20 protein-coding genes and 8 tRNA genes are annotated in these 22,905 nt (G+C 42.7%); 25 read left to right on the top strand and 3 right to left on the bottom strand.

The features are described from left to right. The first annotated feature begins 44 nt into the window (after window positions 1-44). From PV403_RS14955 to yajC, 16 genes are all read left to right on the top strand, one after another. Window positions 45-118, top strand: a tRNA-Met gene (locus tag PV403_RS14955). An 11-nt stretch (window positions 119-129) separates the two neighbouring features. Beyond that, window positions 130-206 (top strand) — tRNA-Asp (locus tag PV403_RS14950). A gap of 51 nt (window positions 207-257) precedes the next feature. Then, a tRNA-Lys gene (locus tag PV403_RS14945) sits at window positions 258-333 on the top strand. Between the two features lie 10 nt (window positions 334-343). Next, window positions 344-424 (top strand) — tRNA-Leu (locus PV403_RS14940). 10 nt (window positions 425-434) lie between these two features. Continuing rightward, window positions 435-506: transfer RNA gene (locus PV403_RS14935), tRNA-Gly, on the top strand. A gap of 12 nt (window positions 507-518) precedes the next feature. Next, window positions 519-595 (top strand) — tRNA-Arg (locus tag PV403_RS14930). A gap of 30 nt (window positions 596-625) precedes the next feature. Continuing rightward, window positions 626-705 (top strand) — tRNA-Leu (locus PV403_RS14925). A gap of 9 nt (window positions 706-714) precedes the next feature. Next, window positions 715-788, top strand: a tRNA-Pro gene (locus tag PV403_RS14920). A 98-nt stretch (window positions 789-886) separates the two neighbouring features. Next, a complete protein-coding gene (locus PV403_RS14915) occupies window positions 887-1,552 on the top strand; it encodes a BofC C-terminal domain-containing protein (protein ID WP_213534388.1) in 666 nt (221 codons plus the stop codon). Between the two features lie 181 nt (window positions 1,553-1,733). Next, on the top strand, window positions 1,734-2,237 hold the full coding sequence (ruvC, locus tag PV403_RS14910; RefSeq protein ID WP_213534386.1) for a crossover junction endodeoxyribonuclease RuvC: 504 nt from the start codon (window positions 1,734-1,736) through the stop codon (window positions 2,235-2,237). Further along, window positions 2,234-2,848: a Holliday junction branch migration protein RuvA gene (ruvA, locus tag PV403_RS14905; protein ID WP_213534385.1), complete on the top strand. Its 615-nt coding sequence runs from the start codon at window positions 2,234-2,236 to the stop codon at window positions 2,846-2,848. The genes ruvC and ruvA overlap by 4 nt, the downstream gene beginning before the upstream one ends. Window positions 2,849-2,873: 25 nt before the next feature. Continuing rightward, a complete protein-coding gene (gene ruvB / locus PV403_RS14900) occupies window positions 2,874-3,878 on the top strand; it encodes a Holliday junction branch migration DNA helicase RuvB (protein ID WP_213534383.1) in 1,005 nt (334 codons plus the stop codon). 101 nt (window positions 3,879-3,979) lie between these two features. Then, entirely contained in the window at window positions 3,980-6,097 is a 2,118-nt protein-coding gene (locus tag PV403_RS14895; protein WP_213534381.1) for a SpoIID/LytB domain-containing protein, read from the top strand. 7 nt (window positions 6,098-6,104) lie between these two features. Next, entirely contained in the window at window positions 6,105-7,145 is a 1,041-nt protein-coding gene (gene queA / locus PV403_RS14890; protein WP_213534379.1) for a tRNA preQ1(34) S-adenosylmethionine ribosyltransferase-isomerase QueA, read from the top strand. Window positions 7,146-7,152: 7 nt separating this feature from the next. After that, window positions 7,153-8,292, top strand: a complete 1,140-nt coding sequence (gene tgt / locus PV403_RS14885) for a tRNA guanosine(34) transglycosylase Tgt (RefSeq protein ID WP_191798686.1) — start codon at window positions 7,153-7,155, stop codon at window positions 8,290-8,292. Window positions 8,293-8,332: 40 nt separating this feature from the next. Next, the gene (gene yajC, locus PV403_RS14880) at window positions 8,333-8,647 is read left to right on the top strand and encodes a preprotein translocase subunit YajC (RefSeq protein WP_213534377.1); all 315 of its coding nucleotides are present in this window, start codon (window positions 8,333-8,335) and stop codon (window positions 8,645-8,647) included. Window positions 8,648-8,747: 100 nt separating this feature from the next. On the opposite strand, the gene PV403_RS14875 is transcribed toward yajC, so the two are convergent. Next, window positions 8,748-9,140, bottom strand: coding sequence for a TIGR04086 family membrane protein (locus PV403_RS14875; protein ID WP_213534375.1), 393 nt, complete (start codon window positions 9,138-9,140; stop codon window positions 8,748-8,750). Window positions 9,141-9,317: 177 nt separating this feature from the next. Between PV403_RS14875 and PV403_RS14870 the strand changes: the two genes are divergently transcribed. Continuing rightward, entirely contained in the window at window positions 9,318-10,097 is a 780-nt protein-coding gene (locus tag PV403_RS14870; RefSeq protein ID WP_213534373.1) for a DUF421 domain-containing protein, read from the top strand. Between the two features lie 5 nt (window positions 10,098-10,102). Here the strand turns inward: PV403_RS14870 and spoVB are convergent, their stop codons facing one another. Then, window positions 10,103-11,677, bottom strand: coding sequence for a stage V sporulation protein B (spoVB, locus tag PV403_RS14865; protein ID WP_332085146.1), 1,575 nt, complete (start codon window positions 11,675-11,677; stop codon window positions 10,103-10,105). A gap of 223 nt (window positions 11,678-11,900) precedes the next feature. Here spoVB and PV403_RS14860 point away from each other — a divergent pair, with 223 nt between their 5' ends. The 6 genes from PV403_RS14860 (at window position 11,901) to PV403_RS14835 (ending at window position 18,447) form a co-directional block, all read left to right on the top strand. Next, entirely contained in the window at window positions 11,901-12,161 is a 261-nt protein-coding gene (locus PV403_RS14860; RefSeq protein ID WP_191798690.1) for a post-transcriptional regulator, read from the top strand. 89 nt (window positions 12,162-12,250) lie between these two features. Continuing rightward, window positions 12,251-13,501 carry a protein translocase subunit SecD gene (secD, locus tag PV403_RS14855; RefSeq protein ID WP_332085145.1) on the top strand — a complete coding sequence of 417 codons (1,251 nt, stop codon included), beginning with the start codon at window positions 12,251-12,253 and terminating at the stop codon, window positions 13,499-13,501. Further along, entirely contained in the window at window positions 13,491-14,402 is a 912-nt protein-coding gene (gene secF / locus PV403_RS14850; protein ID WP_332085144.1) for a protein translocase subunit SecF, read from the top strand. The genes secD and secF overlap by 11 nt, the downstream gene beginning before the upstream one ends. Before the next feature lie 88 nt (window positions 14,403-14,490). Further along, window positions 14,491-15,438 (top strand): cation diffusion facilitator family transporter, encoded by a 948-nt coding sequence (locus PV403_RS14845; RefSeq protein WP_332085143.1) that lies wholly within the window; start codon window positions 14,491-14,493, stop codon window positions 15,436-15,438. 67 nt (window positions 15,439-15,505) lie between these two features. Next, on the top strand, window positions 15,506-17,908 hold the full coding sequence (recJ, locus tag PV403_RS14840) for a single-stranded-DNA-specific exonuclease RecJ (protein WP_332085142.1): 2,403 nt from the start codon (window positions 15,506-15,508) through the stop codon (window positions 17,906-17,908). 26 nt (window positions 17,909-17,934) lie between these two features. Then, entirely contained in the window at window positions 17,935-18,447 is a 513-nt protein-coding gene (locus tag PV403_RS14835) for an adenine phosphoribosyltransferase (protein WP_213534363.1), read from the top strand. Window positions 18,448-18,589: 142 nt separating this feature from the next. Here the strand turns inward: PV403_RS14835 and uraA are convergent, their stop codons facing one another. After that, complete coding sequence (gene uraA / locus PV403_RS14830) at window positions 18,590-19,888, bottom strand: uracil permease (protein ID WP_332085141.1); 1,299 nt, start codon at window positions 19,886-19,888, stop codon at window positions 18,590-18,592. 314 nt (window positions 19,889-20,202) lie between these two features. Between uraA and PV403_RS14825 the strand changes: the two genes are divergently transcribed. Continuing rightward, a complete protein-coding gene (locus PV403_RS14825) occupies window positions 20,203-22,380 on the top strand; it encodes a RelA/SpoT family protein (protein WP_332085140.1) in 2,178 nt (725 codons plus the stop codon). 26 nt (window positions 22,381-22,406) lie between these two features. After that, entirely contained in the window at window positions 22,407-22,850 is a 444-nt protein-coding gene (gene dtd, locus PV403_RS14820) for a D-aminoacyl-tRNA deacylase (protein WP_332085139.1), read from the top strand. Window positions 22,851-22,905: the final 55 nt, after the last annotated feature.

Below are 22,905 nucleotides of genomic sequence, written 5' to 3'. Positions count from 1 at the left end.
GAGGGTCGGGGGTTCGATCCCCTCAATCTCCACCATATAAATATCGCGGGGTGGAGCAGCTCGGTAGCTCGTCGGGCTCATAACCCGAAGGTCGCAGGTTCAAATCCTGCCCCCGCAATTGTAATACCTGGAACTGTGGTGTAGAGGCCTAACATGCCTGCCTGTCACGCAGGAGATCGCGGGTTCGAATCCCGTCAGTTCCGCCATTTTTATCCTAGAAGTATTACTGATTGAGGGACTAGCTTCCTTATTGTTAGGAGCCATTAGCTCAGTTGGTAGAGCACCTGACTTTTAATCAGGGTGTCGAAGGTTCGAGCCCTTCATGGCTCACCATCATTTATATGCGCGTGTGGCGGAATTGGCAGACGCACTAGACTTAGGATCTAGCGTCTTTGACGTGGGGGTTCGAGTCCCTTCACGCGCATCCTTTAATTGCGGACGTGGCTCAGCGGTAGAGCATCGCCTTGCCAAGGCGAGGGTCGCGGGTTCGATTCCCGTCGTCCGCTTTTATATTTTTTGCGCCCTTAGCTCAGCTGGATAGAGCGTTTGACTACGAATCAAAAGGCCGGGAGTTCGAATCTCTCAGGGCGCGCCATTTTATTTTTAAATAAGAAACAAGAAATAAGCCGGTGTGGCGGAATTGGCAGACGCGCGCGACTCAAAATCGTGAGGGAAACCGTGGGGGTTCGAGTCCCTTCACCGGCATATATATTTCGGGATGTAGCTCAGCTTGGCAGAGCACCTGGTTTGGGTCCAGGGGGTCGCATGTTCAAATCGTGTCATCCCGATTATGAAAAGGTTATTGCTTAGGCAATAACCTTTTTTTGTATATAAAGATTGGATCTCGGTCACAATAGACTAAAAAGTGTGTTAGAAGGGGATCCAATTGAAGTTCCTTAATTTTAATAAACGTTGGAAAAAAATCAAACGAACGTTAACGACTTTCACAATATGTATTTTACTTGCAGTATTAGCAGGGGCCGGCTTACCGATCTCTCAGATGGTACAATCCCTCTTAACAGCAGGCAGCAGCATTGAAGTGATGGAAGAAAACTCATCCCTTGAAGAAGACAGCAACATGGCCCAAGCGAGTCTATTGGAACAGATTCGTTCAAACGACAAATTGCGGCGTGTTTTTTTAGAGAAGAACTATGTTTGTGGTACAGAAACCATAAATTTGGGTGACTTCACTCCAGAAGAAATGATCACTCTAGTCAAGCAGCATCCTGGCTGGTCTGGTTATATTGAGGCGGGAAATGATCTAGTAGTACAGGAAACAGTTAATGACCTGTCTCCGCATTGCAAAGAGAACGCATATATGAGTTTGGATAAAGAAGGGAACCTAACACTCTTTGATGGAAAGCCGAAGGAAGAAAAGACCATTCGTACTTTTTTTCAACTTGATGTTGGTTCGATGGAAACCTCTTTACCAGCCGGCGTCCTTGAGCAACTGCAAAATGGCATACGTGTTCAGGATATAGAGGAATATAACAGTGTGCTTTCTACTTTTGGTGATTACGCGGTTGCCCCTGTAGGGAATATTGTAGAATAGGTAAGAAAAGATAGGCGAGAGAAGACGGATGAAGATCCGTCTTTTTTCGTTTTTATACGAAAAAATTCAGGGAATATTCGGAGTTTTCGTCGAAGCGCAAACTTTTTCGTTATAGGGCTGTAACATTTGATATAATGAATAAACGATACATATGTTCGCAGTATGTTAAGGAGAGATGTGTTTGCGTTTTTTAGGAATTGACCCGGGTATTGCTATTGTTGGTTTTGGTTTTATAGATAAAACAGGGAGTAAACTCACTCCTGTTCAATATGGATGTATACAGACAGAGGCACATACACCCGATGAGGAAAGACTGCTTCATGTGTATGAGGCGATGTTGCAATTAATTGATAAATATAAGCCTGATGCTGTGGCATTAGAAAAACTATTTTTTAATCGAAATGTAACGACAGCCATGTCGGTCAGTCAGGCAAGGGGTGTGTTGATTCTCGCAGCAATTCAAAGAGGATTACCTATTGCGGAGTATACGCCGATGCAGGTTAAACAGGCTATTGTGGGCTATGGTAAAGCAGAGAAGAGACAAGTTCAGGAAATGGTCAAAATGTATCTTAAGCTGCAAGCCATCCCTAAACCGGATGACGTAGCCGATGCACTAGCTGTAGCCATCTGTCATGCTCATTCTTATACACTAAATTCTAAGTTAAATGAGGTTTTGAAAAAATGATCGACTATATCAAAGGACCGATCGTAATCATTGAGAATGATTATGTCGTAGTTGATGTACAGGGAATTGGATATCAGATTTTTTGTCCTAATCCTTATATTTTTGCTAAACAGGAAGGTACCGTTACAGTATACACACATCACCATGTAAGAGAAGATGCGATGCTGCTTTATGGGTTTGGAAGTCGTGAAGAACAACAACTGTTTCGGAAACTCATTGAAGTATCAGGAATCGGTCCTCGTGTCGCCCTTGGGATTTTAACGGGAGGTACGCCAGATCAGCTGGTTACTGCGATTCATCAAGAGAATATTACTTTCCTGACCAAACTTCCAGGGATCGGGAAAAAGACAGCACAGCGTATGATTCTTGATCTAAAAGATAAGCTGGATGGATTTGGAGGAGCGATATATGCCACTGGACTATTTGCTCCTAATGTAGCAGCTGAAGGCGACGGCTCATACTGGTCCGAGGCTAGAGAAGGTCTGAAAGCCCTTGGATATACCGACAGTGAGCTTGATAAAGTATGGCTTCGCATGAAAAACGATACAACCGCAGAAGATACAGCAGATGTACTTATGAAGAAAGCTCTGAAAATGCTTTTTACCGGATAAACAGGAATAGAATAGAGGGATAAGTATGGATGACCGGATTATATCCGCCAACCTGATGATGGAAGATCAAGCGGTGGAGCTGAGTTTGCGTCCCCGCTATTTGAATGAATATATTGGGCAGGACCAAGTAAAGGAAAACTTAAAGGTATACATTGAAGCTGCCAAGATGAGAAATGAAGCACTGGATCATGTGCTCTTATACGGCCCGCCAGGACTTGGTAAAACCACGCTGTCAAACATTATTGCGAATGAACTTGGTGTGAACCTGCGGACCACTTCTGGACCGGCGATTGAACGGCCTGGTGATCTTGCAGCTTTGCTGACCAATCTGCAAGAAGGGGATGTCCTGTTTATTGATGAAATTCACAGGCTTAATCGTTCTGTAGAGGAAGTGCTGTACCCTGCAATGGAGGACTTTGCACTCGACATTATGATTGGTAAAGGTCCAAGTGCGCGTTCTGTGCGTCTAGATCTCCCGCCGTTTACTTTGATCGGTGCTACGACAAGAGCAGGTCTGTTATCTGCTCCACTTCGAGATCGGTTTGGAGTGATCAGCCGGCTTGAGTTTTATACTGTGGATGAGTTAACTTTTATCGTTTCCCGTACAGCCGATTTACTTGGTATTGAAATTGTTGGAGATGCTGCAGAAGAGATTGCACTTCGGTCGAGAGGGACACCGCGTATTGCGAACCGTCTGCTCAAACGTGTTCGGGATTTTGCCATGGTACGAGGGGATGGTATCATTACTTCGTCACTAGCAGAAGAGGCACTTAAAAGACTGCAAATCGATCCGCGTGGACTTGACGATATAGATTATAAGATGCTGAAATCGATGGTCACAAGCTTCCGCGGAGGACCGGTTGGTCTTGATACGATCGCAGCTACCATTGGAGAAGAAAGTCAAACGATTGAAGATGTGTACGAGCCGTATCTCCTGCAAATTGGTTTTCTGCAAAGAACTCCGCGAGGCAGAATGGTGACTCCAGCTGCTTATGCGCATCTAGGAATTCCAATGCCGACAGATCGATAATTTGATGCTTAGGCAGTACAAATTTTGTGTTGTGCGCGGCTACAAGTTGAAAATAAGCGAATAGGAATTTCTGGGTCAACGAATGGGGAGGAGAACGATAAATGAACCGAATAATGAAAACTCAAAGTGTCCGCTCCTTATGGACAAAGGGAGCTAAGATGACCCTTGCTGCAGTACTGCTGGCAGGTAGTTTATGGGGGCCGCTTCCATCAGCTAGTGCTGCAATAAATGACACTATTCGTGTCGCACTGTTCGCAGATCTCGGAAGCACCTATAGATCCACTACACCTGCAGTTACACTTCAAACGGATGGAGATTGGACTGCTGGGATGAATGGGGCATCAGGTTATGAATCATGGATATCACTACCTGCCTCGACACAAACTCGTTTTAGTGTCGATGGTTTTCGTGTGAAAGTGCTAGAAACAGATGTATTTAAGACGGCTTCCGGAGCTGCAAAAGTACTACAGGGAACAGTCGATAAACCAATCATTTATCAATCCTCTAAAAACGGAAAAACAATATATCAAGTTTACACAGGAAATTACTCGACATCAGCTCTTGCGGAAGCAGCTGCCGTACGAACACAGAAGACAGCTGCTTCTTATTTAGCTGGACAAAAGCCAGTTGCGAAAGGAAGCAAGCATAGTCAAGCAGGAGTATTTGCAAGTAAGAAAGATGCAGATATAATGCGTGATACGATTACTTCCAGCGGCTATGATGCCTTTACAGTCATCCAGTCGGAAGGCGGTAGGCCTGAATATGCAGTATGGGTTGGTGAAGAAACAACAGCTGCTTCTTTAGCTGCGTTAGAAAAACTCGTAAAAGTAAAATTGCCAGAGCTATCTTTAAGTTCGGTAAGTGCGGGAATGAATGCTTTAATCATTAGGCAAGATGTGACTCTTAATTTGGTCTCCCCGGAAGTAACCAACCACTATATCGTAAGCGGAACCGATATGAAGATAATGCTGGATTCAAGTAGCACGGGCATAAAAGTAACGGAGCGTTCCGGACGTACATATCGAGGAGATTTTGAAATAAGTGCATATAACGGGCAGCTCGCTCTTGTCAATCAAGTACCACTTGAAGAGTATCTGTATTCCGTTGTTGGAGCGGAAGTATACCCATCTTGGCCAGCGGAATCTTTAAAAGCACAATCCGTTGCTGCGCGGAGCTATGCACTTTTTCAAGGAAATAAATTTAAGATCGCTAATGTGGTAGATACAACGTTAAGCCAAGCTTATAACGGAATCGGATCGGAACATCAGAATGTAACCAATGCAGTAGATGCTACTGCCGGGGAAGTTATAAAAAGCGGCGGGAAAGTTGTTGAGGCTATTTTTTCTTCCAATGCGGGAGGGATAACTGCGGATCCGTCTGAAGTATGGAATGGTGGAGGGACTCTATTCGCAAGCGTAGATAGTGCAGGAGATAAGTCTGCTCAAGAAGGGACACATAATTGGTATCATGTACTTCTAAGTGACGGAAAGACAGGCTATATCCGGGAAGATAATACAAAACTCTTGGAAGGAAGAACTGCGGCAGGGCTGCCTAAACTTACGGTTACTGCTAAAAATACAAACGTTCGTAAAATTCCTCTCATCCAGTCGAGTGTATCTCCTGTAGCCCAGTTAAATCCAGGTACTGAATTAGTTATTCTTGGAGAAGCAAAAGAATCGGGTACGTACAGCTGGATGCGTGGACCGTTTACATCTGCGGAAATTTCAGCCATGCTTCAAGGAAAAATATCAACGACTGTTCCATCCACTATTTCTAGCTTGGAAGTAACAAGCCGGGGTCCATCGGGTAGAGCAGTAGAAGTGAAAGCGAATGGACAAGTGCTTGGTGTTAAATACGGAGATGCATATCGCAGTGCTTTTGGAAGTTTACCGAGTACTTTGTTTGATATTACGAATACCGGAAGTTATACTGTACTAGGTGCAAATGGACAGGTTGTGACTAAATCTGGGGCAGCTGGAACATCTGTAGTATCAGCTTCCGGTACGACATCTTATTCTGGAAACTCCCTGGTTGTCATGAACAAAGACAGCGAGGCAAGAGCAGTTAGTAAGTCCCAAGCTTTTCTGTTTACAGGTCAAGGATATGGGCACGGGCTGGGTCTGTCTCAGTGGGGAGCAAAAGGACTTGCAGATGAAGGGTATGATTACCAGTCTATTTTGAAACACTATTATCAGAACGTAACTATAGTTAAGGAATGACGACATAATGAATGTAGATCTATATGATTTTGAGTTACCTGAATCTCTGATCGCTCAGACACCGCTTGAAAATCGAACTGCATCAAGACTCCTGACGCTGAACAAGGACAGCGGGGAAATGGAACACCATACATTTTCAGATATCATTAATTATCTTCATCCCGGCGATACGTTGATTCTGAATGATACAAGAGTTATACCTGCAAGATTGTTTGGTGTAAAAGAAGATACAGGAGCTAAAGCAGAAGTTCTGCTTCTCCATAATCTTGGCGACAATCGCTGGGAGACCCTTGTTAAGCCAGGGAAAAGACTGAGAAAAGGGGCTGTCATCCGTTTTGGAGACGAGTTGTCAGCTACGATTGAAGAAGAGACCGATATGGGGGGACGGATTATCCGTTTCCATTATGAAGGTATTTTCCAGGAAATATTGGATAGGCTTGGTCAAATGCCATTGCCTCCGTATATTAAAGAAAAATTAGAAGATAAAGAGCGGTACCAGACGGTTTACGCAAAACATGAAGGGTCCGCTGCCGCTCCAACGGCGGGGCTTCATTTTACTACTGAACTGCTTGAGGCAATTAAACAAAAAGGAGTTCGCATTGGTTTTCTTACTCTCCATGTAGGACTTGGAACGTTTAGACCGATGTCAGTAGACGTAGTAGAAGATCATGTTATGCATGCCGAGTATTACTCTATATCGCAAGAGACAGCAGAATTAATTAACGAGACCAAGAAGAGTGGCGGAAGAGTCATTGCGGTTGGGACCACGAGCTGCCGAACACTGGAGACGGTGGGAAATCAATTTGAAGGTCAAGACTTGGCTGCAAGCAGCGGCTGGACGGATATCTTTATATATCCCGGCTATACGTTCAAAGTAGTGGATGCACTCATTACTAATTTCCATCTTCCCAAGTCTACTCTTGTGATGCTGGTCAGTGCCCTTGCAGGCAGAGAGCAAATCATGGAAGCTTATAATGAGGCAGTGAAACAACAATATCGTTTCTTTAGTTTTGGAGATTCGATGTTTATTTATTCAGATAGAGGATGAGAGAAAAATGTCAGCAGCGATAACCTATGAACACATTAAAACTTGTAAACAATCAGGAGCACGTCTTGGGCGCGTTCATACTCCGCACGGAGTAATCGAGACTCCTATTTTTATGCCAGTAGGCACACAAGCAACAGTAAAAACGATGAGTCCTGAAGAACTCAAAGAGATGGAAGCACAGATCATTCTGAGCAATACCTATCATTTGTTTCTCAGACCAGGACATGATATTGTTCGCGAAGCAGGCGGACTTCACAAATTTATGAACTGGGATCGTCCTATTTTGACAGATAGCGGTGGTTTTCAGGTATTTTCTCTCAGTGAAATGAGAAAAATAACAGAGGAAGGCGTGCACTTCCGCTCTCATTTGAATGGAGATAAATTGTTCCTTTCTCCTGAGGTTGCCATGGATATTCAAAACTCACTAGGTTCTGATATTATGATGGCATTTGATGAGTGTCCGCCCTATCCGGCAGACTATGAATATGTTAAAAAATCACTTGAGAGAACAAGTCGTTGGGCTGAGCGTTGCCTTGAAAGTCATGCGCGGCCAAATGACCAGGGATTGTTCGCAATCGTTCAAGGCGGAATGCATGAAGATTTGCGAAAACAGAGCGCTCGGGATTTGACTTCCATGGATTTCCCGGGGTATGCTATTGGTGGATTGAGTGTGGGAGAACCCAAACATTTAATGTACGATGTACTGGATTACACTGTACCTTTGCTGCCTAGTAACAAACCTCGTTATCTAATGGGAGTAGGTTCACCAGACGCATTGATTGAAGGTGCAATTCGCGGTATAGATATGTTTGACTGTGTGCTTCCAACTCGTATTGCCCGGAATGGGACAACGATGACAAGTCAAGGTCGACTTGTTGTTCGTAACGCAAAATACGCCCGTGATTTTGGTCCACTTGATCCTGAGTGCGATTGCTACACCTGCCGGAATTATTCAAGGGCTTATCTTCGTCACTTGATCAAGGCTGATGAAACATTTGGTCTGCGGCTTACAACGTACCATAATCTTCATTTCTTGTTAGATTTGATGAAGAAAGTACGTCAAGCTATTATGGATGATCGATTGCTTGATTTCCGGGATGAATTTTTTGATCAATATGGATTGCATGATAATGACAAAGGGTTCTAAGTAAACTACTTATAACCGAGTCTTGAAAGGGGGGAATAAAATGTTGAACTTCACAGCAACAACGAATGCAGCTGGCGGTGGTTTGCAGCTAATCATTATGATGGTACTTATGTTTGCAGTGTTTTACTTCTTGCTCATTAGACCACAGCAAAAAAGACAAAAAGAACATCGAAACTTATTGAATTCCTTGAAAAAGGGAGACAAAGTAGTAACGATTGGCGGCCTTCACGGTACGATCACAGAGGTAATGGATGATACTGTTGTACTGCGTGTAAACGATGTCACTAAACTGACATTTAACCGCAGCAGTATTAGTGCCGTATCTCCAAGAGAGAGCGCCGAAAATAAAGCGTAAGTAACAAAAGAAGACTCCTGTTTAGGAGTCCTTTCTGACTGTAGGCACACTAGCTTTAACTAGTGTGCCTACAGTCTTTTTTTATTTAGATCTTGATGTTTTAGGATTTTTCTACATTCACTCCAAAAATACCGCCGATTGCTCCTAAAATAAATGCAGCACCCCATTGCAGCACATCTTGCAGTTGCAAGGAGGAATCAAGAGCAAGAAAACCAATGAGAAGGATAAGAAGTCCGTATACCGCTCCCATAATTCCACCGTGGTACCATCCGCGTTCATTTGATCTTTTGCCTGATATAAAGCCCCCTATTAGTATTGAAACAGCATGTACTACGTAAGTGTAGAATGATAAATCCTGCTCACGCATACCTGTAAGCCAAAGAAAAAGCGATAAGACGAATGCGCCGATAAACATCCAGATGAAAGCAGCATTTAAACCAGAGAGCAGAGGATTATTAATTCGTACAGAAAACAAACGGCGAACAAATTGCATGAAGGTGACCTCCCTTAATCATTCGGTTCTCATTAATACATTGTATGGTCAAGCTATCTATGATATGAACTTGATTTTCCATTAATTAAATGGCATGACTTTTCCATGTTCGGTCAACCTATGAACTGTTATGGTGCAAATGATTGTGACTCAAAGCAGGGGAGGATGACATAAAAGATGGATCACGTCATGTTACATATTGGAAGAACAATACTCATGTATTTTATAGCTGCATTTGCGATCCGACTGATGGGAAAGAGAGAAATTGGAAAATTATCTGTTTTTGATCTCGTTATATCCATTATGCTCGCTGAAATTGCGGTGTTTGCTATTGAAGATATAAAAAGACCGATTTATGAAGGAATCGTTCCTATTATTGTTCTCGTTGTTCTGCAAGTGGGTATCGCTCTAATCGGACTGAAAAGCCGCTGGTTTCGGCTCGCTTTGGATGGTAAACCGGTCATCCTGGTCTCTAACGGTGAATTGCAACGAGAAGAAATGAGAAAGCAACGTTATAACTTAGATGATCTAATGCAGCAGCTCAGAGAACAAAGTATAGATAATGTTGATGATTTACAGTTTGCGATCCTGGAGACGACGGGTAAACTCACCACCTTTAAAAAAGAAAATAATGCTCCGTTGTCTGACAACACAGGGGACTCAGGATCTGCAGAAACAGCACATGAGAGCGATCTGAAATCGAAAGAAGACATCAAAAGTAGTGATGAGAGTAAGGAACATATAAAGGCAATGCAAAATATACGTTATGGAGCTCTGCCATTGCCGCTGATTATGGACGGGAAAGTACAAGATTCTAATTTGGAGTTAATTGAGAAAAATCGTTTCTGGCTTAAAAATCGGATTCAAGAAAAAGGAGTTAAAGATTTTAAAGATGTATTTTTATGTTCTATTGACCACAAAGGAGAGCTGTACGTTAACGTAAAGAAAAAACCGTAATTCATTTATTTACGACGAATCCAAGCGCCTAAAATAGGAACACGAGATAAATCATGCAGATCAATTAAGCGACAAGCTGCCATAACCGATAAATATAGAAGCAGACCTATAAAGCTAGAAGCAAGAAACTGAAGGAACAATATACTCGGCCAAGGGAGATGATGAAATAAATACTCGACAACGGCTGCCATTATGATCATTCCTGTGCCCACTTTTAGAGCATCAAGCCAGCGAAAACGAAAACCAAGGAGTTGCTTTAGACTTCTCCCATGCAGCAGAGTTACAACAAGGGCATTAATACAGATGGCAATAATGGCGCCATAAATACCGTATTCGGGTTTTGAGGCAAGATAAAGGATGAGACTGATCTTAATGATGGCACCCAGCATTGTATTGAAGAGCGCCTTACCAGGACGTTCTAAAGCTTGAAGAGCAGCTTGTAAGGGAGCTTGCGTGTAAATAAATAGAGCAAAGGGAGACATGGTCCTCAGCATATCTGCAATGGAACTGTTATTGTAAAGAAGCAGGCACAGCGGTTCTGCGAGGACATACATAATGACTGCAAATGGTCCGCCAGTAACAAGCGCTAAACGCAGAGATTGGTGCATTCTTTTGTGAATTGTTTTGTAATCTTTTCGGGCAGCAGCTTCAGACAGAGAAGGAACTAAAGACGTAGCAAGTGAAGAAGTAAGTGCACCTGGCAAAAGAAGCAAAGGAATAACCATACCTTGCATCGCTCCGTACTGTGCTGTTGCTATTGCTTTCGTGAATCCGGCAAGGGCAAGACTTTGTGCTGTGACAATGGTTTCGAGAAGATAGGAGATGGAGCCAACCAAACGTCCCGCAGTAACCGGAATTGAAATAGACATGATTCGTTTGAATATAGATTTACTTTCCATCTTAGTCTTATGGGACTGCGGCATAGGTGCGGGCACCATTATACCCGCTTTTCTATTGCGTTCATGCTGCCAAAGTAAAACAAACATGCCAATTAGCTCTCCTGCTACTGCACCGAGCATGGCTCCCGCAGCCGCAAATTCGATTCCTTTTGGTAACAGAAGGTAGGAGAACCATAGTACGCACAAAATACGCATGAGTGTTTCAGCAATGGAGGAACTCGCAGATGGAATCATATTTTGTTTCCCTTGAAAATAGCCCCTGTATACGGATGAGACGGCGACGATTAAGATCATGGGCGTCATACTAACAAATGTGTAATAAACCCTTTCATCTGTAAGAATTCGGCTTGTTACAAATGGAGCAAATAGAAGGCATAACGCTGTAAAGACGGTACCAGCAGTCAAAGTAAAGAACAGACTTGTTTTTAAGATTTTCTCTGACGCTTTTACGTCTCCATAGGATTCAGCCTCAGCTACAAGCTTAGCAATAGCTAGCGGAATTCCACCTGTAATGAGTGTTACGATAACGATGAAAAAGGGGTATCCTTGCTGATATAAGCCAACGCCTTCCGCACCAATGACCCGTGGTAAAACGATTCGGGGTATGAACCCCAGGATCCGATTAATGATGCCGGCTGCTAGCAAAATCATAGTCCCCTGGATGAACGTTTGTTTTTTCATAAGTGTTAATCCCTCTTCCCCATGGGTTAGTACATAATAGGTTTGTCATATGGTACTAGTTCTACTTCATGAATATGCCGAACCTGTCCTATCTCATGACTGTTAGTTAACAATCAGATGATTTCCTTTTATCCACTAGGGAGATGCTCGTTCAGCCAGGCAGGAATACTGTAGGAAGATGTCGAATAGGTAAGCAGGAGCACAAAAGGAGTGATTTAACGCCATGGAATCATTTATTGAAGAAATGGACGCCCACGAGCTGGAAAATGCAATTGAGCTCTTATGCTGCAGTAAGGCAGAAGAACTTCAATTAGTGGGATATCAATATGTAACAAGTAAGGATGTTTGGAATTGCGTCAGCCGCAAATATGAGAAACAAGGAATCCCCCCACTCCATCAACTGGTGAATGATATTTTGTCGCTGAAAGCTACCAGTTTTATGAACTTTATGACAGTATCTGCATACCGAGGCTCCTCTTTCTAAGGAAGAGGACTTTTTTAATGAAAATTGACTGAGATTTCCTGCATCGCTATAATGGGAATATTGAGAATGAAGGGGGAACTATGGACGGCATGAAGAGAATAGTCAGTTTCATTCTGGTCGTGCTTGTAACGGTCGGCGTTATGGCCTATACAAGCCCGGGGCTGCTCAAAGATATACGCTTGGGCCTCGATCTTAAGGGAGGCTTTGAGATTCTATATGAAGCACAGCCGCTCGAAGCTGGACAAGCAATCACCAGAGAATCACTTACACAAACCGCAAAAAGCTTGGAGCAACGTGCGAATGCACTAGGCACAAGTGAACCCGAAGTAACTACAGAGGGTACGAACCGCATTCGTTTAAGGCTTGCAGGCGTTACGGATGAGGTAGAGGTACGGAGTAAAATGAAAGAACCTGCCGAACTAACATTTCGGAGTGCAACAGAAGATGATGAGCCCGGAACATACAGCAAAATCGAGCTTCGTGGTAATGAATTTGTTGAGAACGGCGCATCCGTCGTTTATAACTCTCTGAATGAACCAATGGTCGATATTCAGGTGAAAGACAAAGAAAAATTTGCTGAAATTACAAAACGTCTCCAAGGTAAACCACTTGCTATATACCTTGATGATGAATTGTTGTCCGCTCCTGAGGTTAGACAAACATTAACTGATGGTAAAGCGCAAATTTCAGGGAGTTATACAAGAGAAGAAGCAAACGAGCTTCGTGATACAATTAACTTAGGGGCATTACCGCTTAAACTGACAGAGAAATATTCTCAGAGCGTTGGGGCAAGCCTAGGTCAATTATCACTTGAGCAAACGATAAAAGCGGGGATTATTGCTTCGATCTTTATCCTAGTCTTTATGATTAGTTTGTATCGTATTCCAGGCGTGGTGGCAAGCTTTGCGCTCATCACACATACTTGGCTTGTACTCGCTATTTTCTATCTCGGTGATTTTGTTCTGACTCTTCCGGGAATAGCGGCCTTCATTCTAGGTATTGGGATGGCAGTCGATGCCAATATTATTACTTACGAACGGATTAAGGAAGAACTTCGCAGCGGTAAAAGTATCCTGTCTGCTGTGAAATCAGGTGAGAGAATTTCGTTCCGTACGGTCATGGATTCCAATATTACAACGATTATTGCCGCATCCGTTATGTTCTGGTTAGGAACCGGGTCTGTAAGAGGATTCGCCATCGTTCTAATTATTGATATTGTGACAAGTATCCTCACGAATGTCTTCTTCTCCCGCTTCTTATTGAACCTGCTTGTGAAAGCAAATCTCATCAAGAAGCCTAGTTACTTCGGAGTGAAGGAGAGTGAAATTCGTGCGCTTTAAATGGGATTATGACTATATTAAAATTAGTAAGTATTTCTACACCTTTTCTATTATCATTACACTGCTTGGTATTTTAAGTCTGGCAGTCTTTGGACTTAACTACGGTGTAGATTTCCGATCAGGTTCGAACGTGGATATTACAGCAAGCAAATCAGTAACGAAAGAAGAGATTGAGCCGGTCCTTGAAGAAATCGGACTTGCAGCGGATGAACCTCAGATCTCTGCAGGAAGTGACCGGATTAGTATTCGTTTTCCTTCTGTACTTAATGAAGAACAAGAAAGTAGCTTAAAAGCGTCTTTTAACGAGAAAATCGATCCTGAGGCTTCCTTTGAAGTGAATACGGTAGATCCAGAAATGGCGAAAGAGCTGGGTAGAAATGCGATTTATGCTGTTCTCCTTGCAAGCTTGGGTATTATGATTTATGTAACGATCCGTTTTGAATGGAGATTTGCGGTTGCTGCTATTGTGGCATTACTGCATGATGCGTTTGTTGTTATCAGTATTTTCTCGATATTCCGATTGGAAGTGGATCTAACATTTATAACGGCAGTACTTACCATTGTCGGGTTCTCGATTAATGACACCATTGTAGTATTTGACCGTATACGTGAAAACTTGCGTTTCTCTAAAATTAAAACACGCACAGATTTAAACGAAGTTGTCAATCGCAGTATTTCACAAACGATGACTCGTTCTCTGTACACAACAGTTACAGTATTTATTGCATCGCTGTTCTTGTTCCTGCTTGGCGGAGAATCCATTCGGATGTTCTCACTTGCCATGGTGATCGGCCTTGTATTTGGGGCTTACTCATCCATCTTTATCGCAAGTCCATTATGGGCAATACTTAAAGGCAAACAAAAACCAAATCACAATAATCCTTCTAAGACGACTCCATAACTTACTCAAGGATTACCGAAAACCGCGTCTTATGGTTATAGGCGCGGTTTTCTAATATAACTGTCTTACGTGTAGAGGGGGAACACGGATGACCACCAAACAACACCGAGCAATACATGTAATGTTCTGGATGGAAGTATGTAAGAATACTGTTCTAACCATTGTAAAAGGAAGCGTTGGTATTGCTTCGGGAAATAAAGCATTATTAAGCGATGCTCTATATTCCGCAGGCGAAGCAGGTTCTCTTTTTACACGACAATATCAAGTATGGAGCGGTAAAGGATCGCCCACAGAATCTTCAGAGAAAACGAAGAAAGTTGGCCAATTCATAGCACTCATTGTTCCGCTAATGGTTCTACTGGGTGGGCTTCAACTTGCTATATCTTCTGTTAAAGTCATGATTAAGGCAGATCCAGAGCCCCCGCATATCAGTGCATTAATTGCAGCAGTTATCGCGTTCGCTTTTGCTGAACTTTGGTTTCAATATGAATGGCGCCATACATATAAAGACGCTGAACGTTCCATTATGAAAGGTTATTTTGAACAGCACAGATACGCATTTTACACTTCTTTATTGGTGCTTACTGGGATTATTTTATCTATGATTGGTAAATCATTTGATTATTTCTACCTTCTTTATGCTGAGCCTCTGGCTGCTCTTGTAACTTCAGGAATCGTGATTTGGAGAAGCTATCTGCTTATAACAGGTCACATACCACGGCAAAAAGAAGAATCTTTTGTAGATACCTATGATTACATGCAGACAGTTCAGCGTGTTCATGGTATTGTTACCGTGGAGCATATTTGTGCCTATGAACGTGAAGAAGGAATTCATATTGATTTAACAATAACCGTCAATCCGCGTATGACCGTAGCAGAAGCACAAGAAGTAGCGGAAAGATCGAAAGTATTACTAATGGGACGTTTTGAACAAGTATCTAGCGTTCAGCTGAAAGTCGTTCCCTATCAATCAGAATACCCATATAAAAGTAATTGTGATCTTGCCGAGAGAGAGACGAACACGTTACTACAATAAGAATGAAAATGAAAACTCAGGATTATCTGAGTTTTGTTTTTTTGCTAGAAAGAAAGGTGATTAATGAGTGCTTTATTCTCAATATCATTGGAACGAGCCCAAGATTACAGATGAGCAGGTTAAAGGTTTATCAGAGGAATTATCTATTTCTCATTTGATGTCAAAATTATTGTTAAACCGAGGTATCAATAGTAAATCAACAGCAGAGCAGTTTTTGCGTCCTTCTGATGAAGTGCTTCATGATCCGTACCTAATGAAAGGAATGCACCAAGCTGTTCCTCGTATCCGTGAAGCTCTTGAGCAAGGCGAACATATCCTTATTTATGGTGATTATGATGCTGATGGAGTATCAAGTACTTCGCTTATGATTTATCTTATGAGAGAGCTGTCTGCCTCGTACGATATCTATATTCCTCATCGAGCGAATGAAGGATATGGTCTTCATAATCATGCACTGGATTGGGCGCACCAACAAGGAGTTACCTTAGTCATTACCGTAGATACAGGAATTAGTGCTGTCGAACAGATTGCTTACGCTAAAACCCTCGGAATGGATGTTATTGTTACGGATCACCATGAGCCGCCTGAAGTTCTTCCTGAAGCATACGCCTTAATTAATCCAAAACAGAAGGACTGTCCTTATCCTTTTAAAGGGCTTGCCGGAGTTGGAGTTGCTATGAAGTTGGCAGAAGCGCTTCTAGGAAGTGTACCTCGTGCCTGGATGGAAATTGTTACGATCGGAACCGTCGCTGATCTCATGCCGCTTATCGATGAAAATCGGGTTATTGTTCAAAGAGGCATCGAAGAAATGAGAGATACCTCATTTCCCGGAATTCGAGCCCTGTTAGAAATCAGTGGAATGGACATGCCTACTGTTAATTCAACGAATGTTGCATTTGCTCTTGCCCCTCGTATTAATGCCAGTGGCAGACTAGCCCATGCAGGCAGAGCGGTTTCCTTGTTAACAACGGAAGATCCTGATGAAGCTGCGCATCTTGCGGAGGAACTAGATCTGCTTAATCGTGAGCGGCAGCAGGTGGTAGAGCAAATGACGCAGGAAGCTTTTGAGATACTGGAGCAAAAAAAAGTGGATGGCAAAGTTCCTAATGTTATCGTTGTAGCTGGTGAAGGCTGGAATCCAGGCGTAGTGGGTATTGTCGCCTCAAAAGTGCTCGAGAGATATTATCGCCCTACACTGATCTTGGGGATTGATCCTGCCACAGGAAAATGCAAAGGTTCGGCTAGGTCCACTCCTGGACTTGATATGTATGAGGCTTTGACCGCTTGTAAAGACATCATGGATCATTATGGGGGACACCCGGCTGCGGCAGGAATGACGCTTCATCGGGATAAACTGGAGCTGCTTGAATGTAAACTGAATGAGTATGCCGGCCAAGTAATGAAGCCTGAGCATTTTATTCCTGTTACAGAGACAGACGGAGAGTGCCGTATATCCGAAGTACCGCTGAATGTAATTGAAGAAATGGAACAAATGCAGCCTTTTGGTATGAATAATCCTACTCCTAAATTTATTATTCGAGATGCTAAACTGATGGCAAGCCGGAAAATGGGAAAAGATTTAACTCATTTGAAATTAACGATTGAACAGGATGGGAAAATGCTGGATGCTATTTCCTTTGGAAAAGGTAAACTTGCTGACTACATCCCAGAGGGATCGGTAATCGATGTGATGGGGACGCTTCAAATTAATGAATGGAATGGGTCTAGAAAACCTCAATTCATGATGGAAGATATCCGGGTGAAAACACGTCAGGTGTTTGATTACCGTGGGTGCAGAGAACCTCTTAAGGAAATGAATACCATTTTAAAAGACCTATCTCAGAGAATAATTCCTAATGATGGAAAGATCGCAGTTCTTGTTCAAGAGAAAAACTTATTTGCTATTGAAAACCATTTGTATGAAAAGGCCGTTTGGGTATATGATAGGAAGGTTGGGATCGTTCCGTGGAACGATTCAGCCAAAAAAATTGGCGATAAGCATCTGGAAAGTCTGTTTGTGCTGGACATCCCTGAAACTGCAGAGCAATGGACAGCCATGCAAAGCATGATTGTGAAAGCGAATAATGTCATTCTTCTTCACCGTACGGTTGAGCCTAAACAAAGATTACAACGACCGAGTCGTGATGACTTTAAACGTATATATGTCCTTGTTTCAAAATGGGGACAGGAAGCTGTGCCTGAAAAAGAAATGATTGAGGCTTTAAGCCGACAATGTGGATATTCTGTAAGAATGATGTCAAAAGTCATGGACGTGTTTGAAGAGTTGTCATTTATCAAACGTCATTCAGGTACATTGACCTTTGTGACAAATCCGCCGAAGCAGAGTTTGACGGATTCCAGGAACTACCAGGCCATTGAGCAGCTGGCTGAAATGGAGAAAGCCATGTTTGATTTGGCAGCGCCCCAACTGATGCAATGGATGAGATCTCAGACAAAGGGTGCATCCTAGCTCATTTAAATTAGGAGGAGATTATTTTGGATTTTAAAGAGTACATTCGGGTTATACCTGACTTCCCACAACCAGGAATCAGTTTTAAGGACATTACAACCCTGTTGAAAGACGGCGAGATGTATCGCAAAGCTATAGATGAAATGAAAGAAATGGTTTCTGATCTGAAAATTGATGTTATTGCGGGTCCAGAAGCACGTGGATTTGTAGTGGGCGCACCGCTTGCTTATGCACTGGGTGTTGGTTTTGCTCCGATTCGTAAAAGCGGAAAGCTTCCAGGTGAGACTATTGAACTTGGATATGACCTAGAGTACGGAAAAGACAAACTTGCTATGCATTCAGATGCGATTGAAAAAGGACAAAATGTGCTGATCGCAGATGACCTGCTCGCAACAGGAGGCACCATAGCAACTTCGGTAAGCCTTGTAGAACAACTTGGAGGCAATGTGGTAGGTGCTGCTTTCTTAATCGAGCTTGAAGAACTTAAAGGTAGAAATAAACTGACAGATATCAACGTATATTCTTTGATGAAATACTAAGTTGTAAGAGCACTAATAATTCTCAGGCTGAATTTTAGATTCATGATGACAGGTTTCTCGGGAAATATCCTAAAAACTTGTCATCTGCTTTTTAGGTTCAAAAAAAAGGGTATCCTCCGCTCGGAGGATACCCTTTTTGGTTTTAGTGATTATTTTTTTCGGTGGATTCATCAATCCATCCAAGTTTATGGAACAGACCGAACAGAAGGCTTGCAATCATACCTACTATAGTTGCTAGTGCCATCCCTTTTAGTTCAACCGTACCAATGGTAAGTGTTGCACCACTGAGGCCTGTTACAAATACTAAAGTAGTAAGTATCATGTTACTTGTTTTAGAAAAGTCTACTTTTTGTTCTACAAAAATACGGAAACCAGATGCGGCTATGATCCCGAAGAGCAAAAGTGATACGCCGCCCATGACTGCATCAGGAATATTAGCGACTACAGCGGTAAACGTACCTGAGAATGACAATACAACAGCAATAATCGCTGCACCGCCAATAACAAAAATGGAATACACTTTTGTAAGTGCCATAACACCAATATTCTCACCATATGTTGTGTTTGGTGTAGATCCGACAAAACCAGAAATGATGGTTGAGATTCCGTTACCGAGTAGAGAGCGATGAAGCCCGGGGTCTTTCGATAAATCTTTTCCAACAATACTGCCTGTGACGAGTAGATGACCAATGTGTTCGACTATAACAACAAGTGCCACAGGTACAATGGTAATAATTACGCCAATATCCCATGAAGGAGTAGTAATTGTTGGTGCAGTTATAAGGTCCACATTTGTAATAGAATGAATGTCGACTACGCCCATGAAAAAGGCTAGTGCATAACCTGTAACGATCCCAATCAAAATATGAATGATTTTAGCAAACCCGCGGAACAAGAGTGCACCTAGTACGGTTACACCGAGAGTTACCATAGAGAGTGTAATTGTGGTAGCGTCAGGAGCCCAATTCGGATTGGTTGCCGGGTTAGAATTAATCAGTCCTGCCATTCCTGCGGCAACAGGGACGATTTCTAGTCCAATCAGGGCAACAACAGCACCCATTACAGCGGGTGGGAAGAGTACATCCAGCCATCTTGTCCCAACAAACTTAACAATAAGTGCTACGAGACAGAAGATAATACCGGTAATAATAAAAGCAGCCAGTGCCATTGAGTATCCATTACCCGGATTATTTTTCAGTACCATTCCTACAGGTGCTAAAAAAGCAAAACTTGAACCAAGATAAGCAGGGATTTTCCCTTTACATATAAATATGTACAGAAGTGTCCCTAATCCGTTCATTAACAAAATCATACCCGGGTCTACCCCAAAGTAGTTAGGAACAAGTACGGTACTTCCAAACATAGCGAACAAATGTTGGATACTAAGTAAAAAACCTGGACCCAATGGTAATTTCTCATTAACTTGTATTTCACGTTGCAAAATGAGTTCACTCCTTATTCAATTTTCATGTCATGCTGTAAAAGCGTCATCGCAAACAATCTTTACTAGGATATACAGATTCCCATCATTTTTCAATGTAATTTTTTGCGGAAAAGTGGTCATGCTGGATCAAGCGCAGAGGAAAGGAATACGGAGAAATGGTGATTCCCATCAGATTATGTCATCTACTGGCGATGGTTGACGTAGAAGCAGGTAAGCGTCATAATATTATAAAATCACTTTTTCGGGGAACCTGTGTAGATGTAAGATCGGCGGGTTCCATTTTATTATAGAAAGGAATCGGACAAATCTAGATGGGCATAGAGCAATTACTGGAGAAGGCTGGAGCCTATATCAAAGAACCTGAGCTTACCCTGATCCGTGAGGCTTATGACTTTGCTGAAGAAGCCCATCACGGACAGACGCGCAAATCAGGTGAACCGTATATATTGCATCCGCTGGCGGTGGCAGACATCGTGGTGAATATGCAGATGGACAGCATATCAATTATTGCTGCCCTGCTTCATGATGTTGTAGAAGATACTACAGTTCCTCTGGATGAAATCAGAAAGAAATTTGGCGAGACGTGTGCCATGCTGGTCGATGGATTAACTAAGCTTGAGCGAATTAAGTTCCGTTCAAAGGAAGAGCAGCAAAACGAGAATTATCGTAAAATGTTTATAGCGATGGCGCAAGATATCCGTGTCATTGTGATTAAACTTGCGGATCGTCTTCATAATATGCGTACTCTTAAATATCAGTCAGAAGAAAGCCAACGTCGTATTTCGTATGAGACATTGGAAATTTTCTGTCCTATTGCTAATCGGTTAGGTATTTCTGCGATTAAATGGGAGATGGAAGATATCGCTTTGAGATATCTGAACCCGCAGCAATATTACCGGATTGCGAACCTGATGCATAAGAAACGGGCAGAGCGTGAGCTTTATATTGATAACGTTATTGACCGAATTAATGAGAAATTGGGAGAAATGGGGATTCAAGCGGATCTTTCAGGAAGACCCAAACATATCTACAGTGTTTATAAGAAAATGACGACAAAGAACAAGCAGTTTAATGAGATTTATGATCTGCTTGCTATTCGTATTATCGTTGATAATATTAAGGACTGTTATGCAACCTTAGGTATTATCCATACGTTATGGAAGCCGATGCCAGGCAGATTTAAAGATTATATTGCGATGCCAAAAGCGAATATGTACCAATCCCTTCATACGACGGTTGTTGGACCAAATGGTGAGCCTACGGAGGTTCAAATTCGTACTTGGGATATGCACCGTACTGCTGAATTTGGTATTGCTGCTCACTGGGCTTATAAAGAGGGCGGAGCGAGTAATCTTGAAGACAGCATCACTTTCTTCCGGGAAATTCTTGAACTGCAAAATGAAGCAAAAGATGCCTCTGAATTCGTTGAATCTCTTAAAATGGATTTCTTCTCTGATTTGGTGTTTGTCTTTACGCCAAAAGGAGAAGTCATTGAGCTTCCTGCAGGATCGGTACCGCTGGACTTTGCTTACCGGATCCATACAGAGGTCGGTAACCGAACCATTGGGGCAAAAGTGAACGGCCGGATTGTTCCGCTGGATTATCAGCTGAAAACCGGGGATATCGTGGAGATTTTGACTTCCAAGCATTCTTATGGTCCGAGCCGAGATTGGCTGAAAATTGCGCAGTCTTCTCATGCGCGCAGCAAAATCAAGCAATGGTATAAGAAAGAAAAACGGGAAGAAAACGTTGAAAAAGGCCGAGAGAGCCTGGAGCGTGAAATGAAACGCCTCAGTCTTGAACCTTCTCAGTGGCTGACAGACGAAAAACTTCAAGAAGTAGCTAAGCGTTTTGCTTTTAATGATATCGATGATATGTTATGTGCGATCGGATTTAGTGGCATTACAGCATCTCAAATCGTCACACGTCTTACTGAAAAACTCCGTAAGGAGCAAGAAGAAACGAATCTTCTGGAACTAACTACGGAACGGAAAGAAATCAAAGTAGCCCCTGAACGCAAAGTACAGCATACCAATGGTGTTCGCGTGAAGGGAATTGACAATTTACTCGTTCGCTTTGCCAGATGCTGTAATCCTGTACCTGGTGACGAAATTGTCGGCTATGTTACGCGGGGACGCGGTGTGTCTGTGCATAGAACGGACTGCCCTAACCTGCCGTCTGTCGATGGACAAGAGGAAGAAGCAGCCCGCGTGATTGAAGTGGAGTGGGAAGTCGAAAGCGAAACAGCAAACTATAGTGTCGATATTGAGATAACAGGACATGATCGGAATGGTTTGCTTAATGAGGTGCTTCAGGCTGTCTCTGAAAGCAAGACGAATATTTCCGCTGTTACAGGCAGAACAGATAAGAACAAACTGGCTCAAGTGCATATGACGATTCTCATTCGGAATACAGATCATCTACAGTCTGTTGTGGAGAAGATCAAACGAGTGAAGGACGTATATAGCGTACATCGAATTATGCAATAGGCTGTAAGGTAAGGGGTATGTAAATAGTGAAAGTGATTATCCAGCGTTGCAGCAGCGCTAAAGTTACGGTGGACGACGAAATGATTGGCCAAATCGGTCAAGGCCTTATGCTTCTTGTGGGTGTTACCCATGAAGACGAGGAGAAAGATGCAGATTATTTGGCTGAGAAGATTGCGGGTTTGCGTATTTTTGAAGATGAATCGGGTAAAATGAATTACAGTGTTCTTGATGTACAAGGGGCTATTTTATCGGTATCCCAATTTACGCTATACGCAGATACACGCAAAGGAAAAAGACCAAACTTTATGGCTGCAGCGAAGCCAGATGTAGCTGAACCATTGTATGAATACTTTAACGAGCAGTTAAGAAAAAAAGGGCTGCGAGTGGAGACTGGGAAGTTTGGAGCCATGATGGATGTGTCGCTCACAAACGATGGCCCTGTTACTTTGATACTTGAAAGTAAAGTGTGAGAATGCTTGGAAAGTTTGTTTAAGGAAAGAGCCTGACTAATATGAAAAGGACCCG

The sequence above is a fragment of the Paenibacillus sp. GYB006 genome (assembly GCF_036577645.1).
Taxonomy (GTDB): domain Bacteria; phylum Bacillota; class Bacilli; order Paenibacillales; family Paenibacillaceae; genus Paenibacillus.
This window is presented reverse-complemented; position numbering and strand designations above follow the sequence as displayed.

Bases quoted from the DNA above. Each gene is read 5' to 3' on its own strand.
- ruvA (WP_213534385.1), top strand. From the start codon at position 2,234: ATGATCGACTATATCAAAGGACCGATCGTAATCATTGAGAATGATTAT.
- ruvB (WP_213534383.1), top strand. From the start codon at position 2,874: ATGGATGACCGGATTATATCCGCCAACCTGATGATGGAAGATCAAGCG.
- PV403_RS14895 (WP_213534381.1), top strand. From the start codon at position 3,980: ATGAACCGAATAATGAAAACTCAAAGTGTCCGCTCCTTATGGACAAAG.
- queA (WP_213534379.1), top strand. From the start codon at position 6,105: ATGAATGTAGATCTATATGATTTTGAGTTACCTGAATCTCTGATCGCT.
- tgt (WP_191798686.1), top strand. From the start codon at position 7,153: ATGTCAGCAGCGATAACCTATGAACACATTAAAACTTGTAAACAATCA.
- yajC (WP_213534377.1), top strand. From the start codon at position 8,333: ATGTTGAACTTCACAGCAACAACGAATGCAGCTGGCGGTGGTTTGCAG.
- PV403_RS14875 (WP_213534375.1), bottom strand. From the start codon at position 9,140: ATGCAATTTGTTCGCCGTTTGTTTTCTGTACGAATTAATAATCCTCTG.
- PV403_RS14870 (WP_213534373.1), top strand. From the start codon at position 9,318: ATGGATCACGTCATGTTACATATTGGAAGAACAATACTCATGTATTTT.
- spoVB (WP_332085146.1), bottom strand. From the start codon at position 11,677: ATGAAAAAACAAACGTTCATCCAGGGGACTATGATTTTGCTAGCAGCC.
- PV403_RS14860 (WP_191798690.1), top strand. From the start codon at position 11,901: ATGGAATCATTTATTGAAGAAATGGACGCCCACGAGCTGGAAAATGCA.
- secD (WP_332085145.1), top strand. From the start codon at position 12,251: ATGAAGAGAATAGTCAGTTTCATTCTGGTCGTGCTTGTAACGGTCGGC.
- PV403_RS14845 (WP_332085143.1), top strand. From the start codon at position 14,491: ATGACCACCAAACAACACCGAGCAATACATGTAATGTTCTGGATGGAA.
- PV403_RS14825 (WP_332085140.1), top strand. From the start codon at position 20,203: ATGGGCATAGAGCAATTACTGGAGAAGGCTGGAGCCTATATCAAAGAA.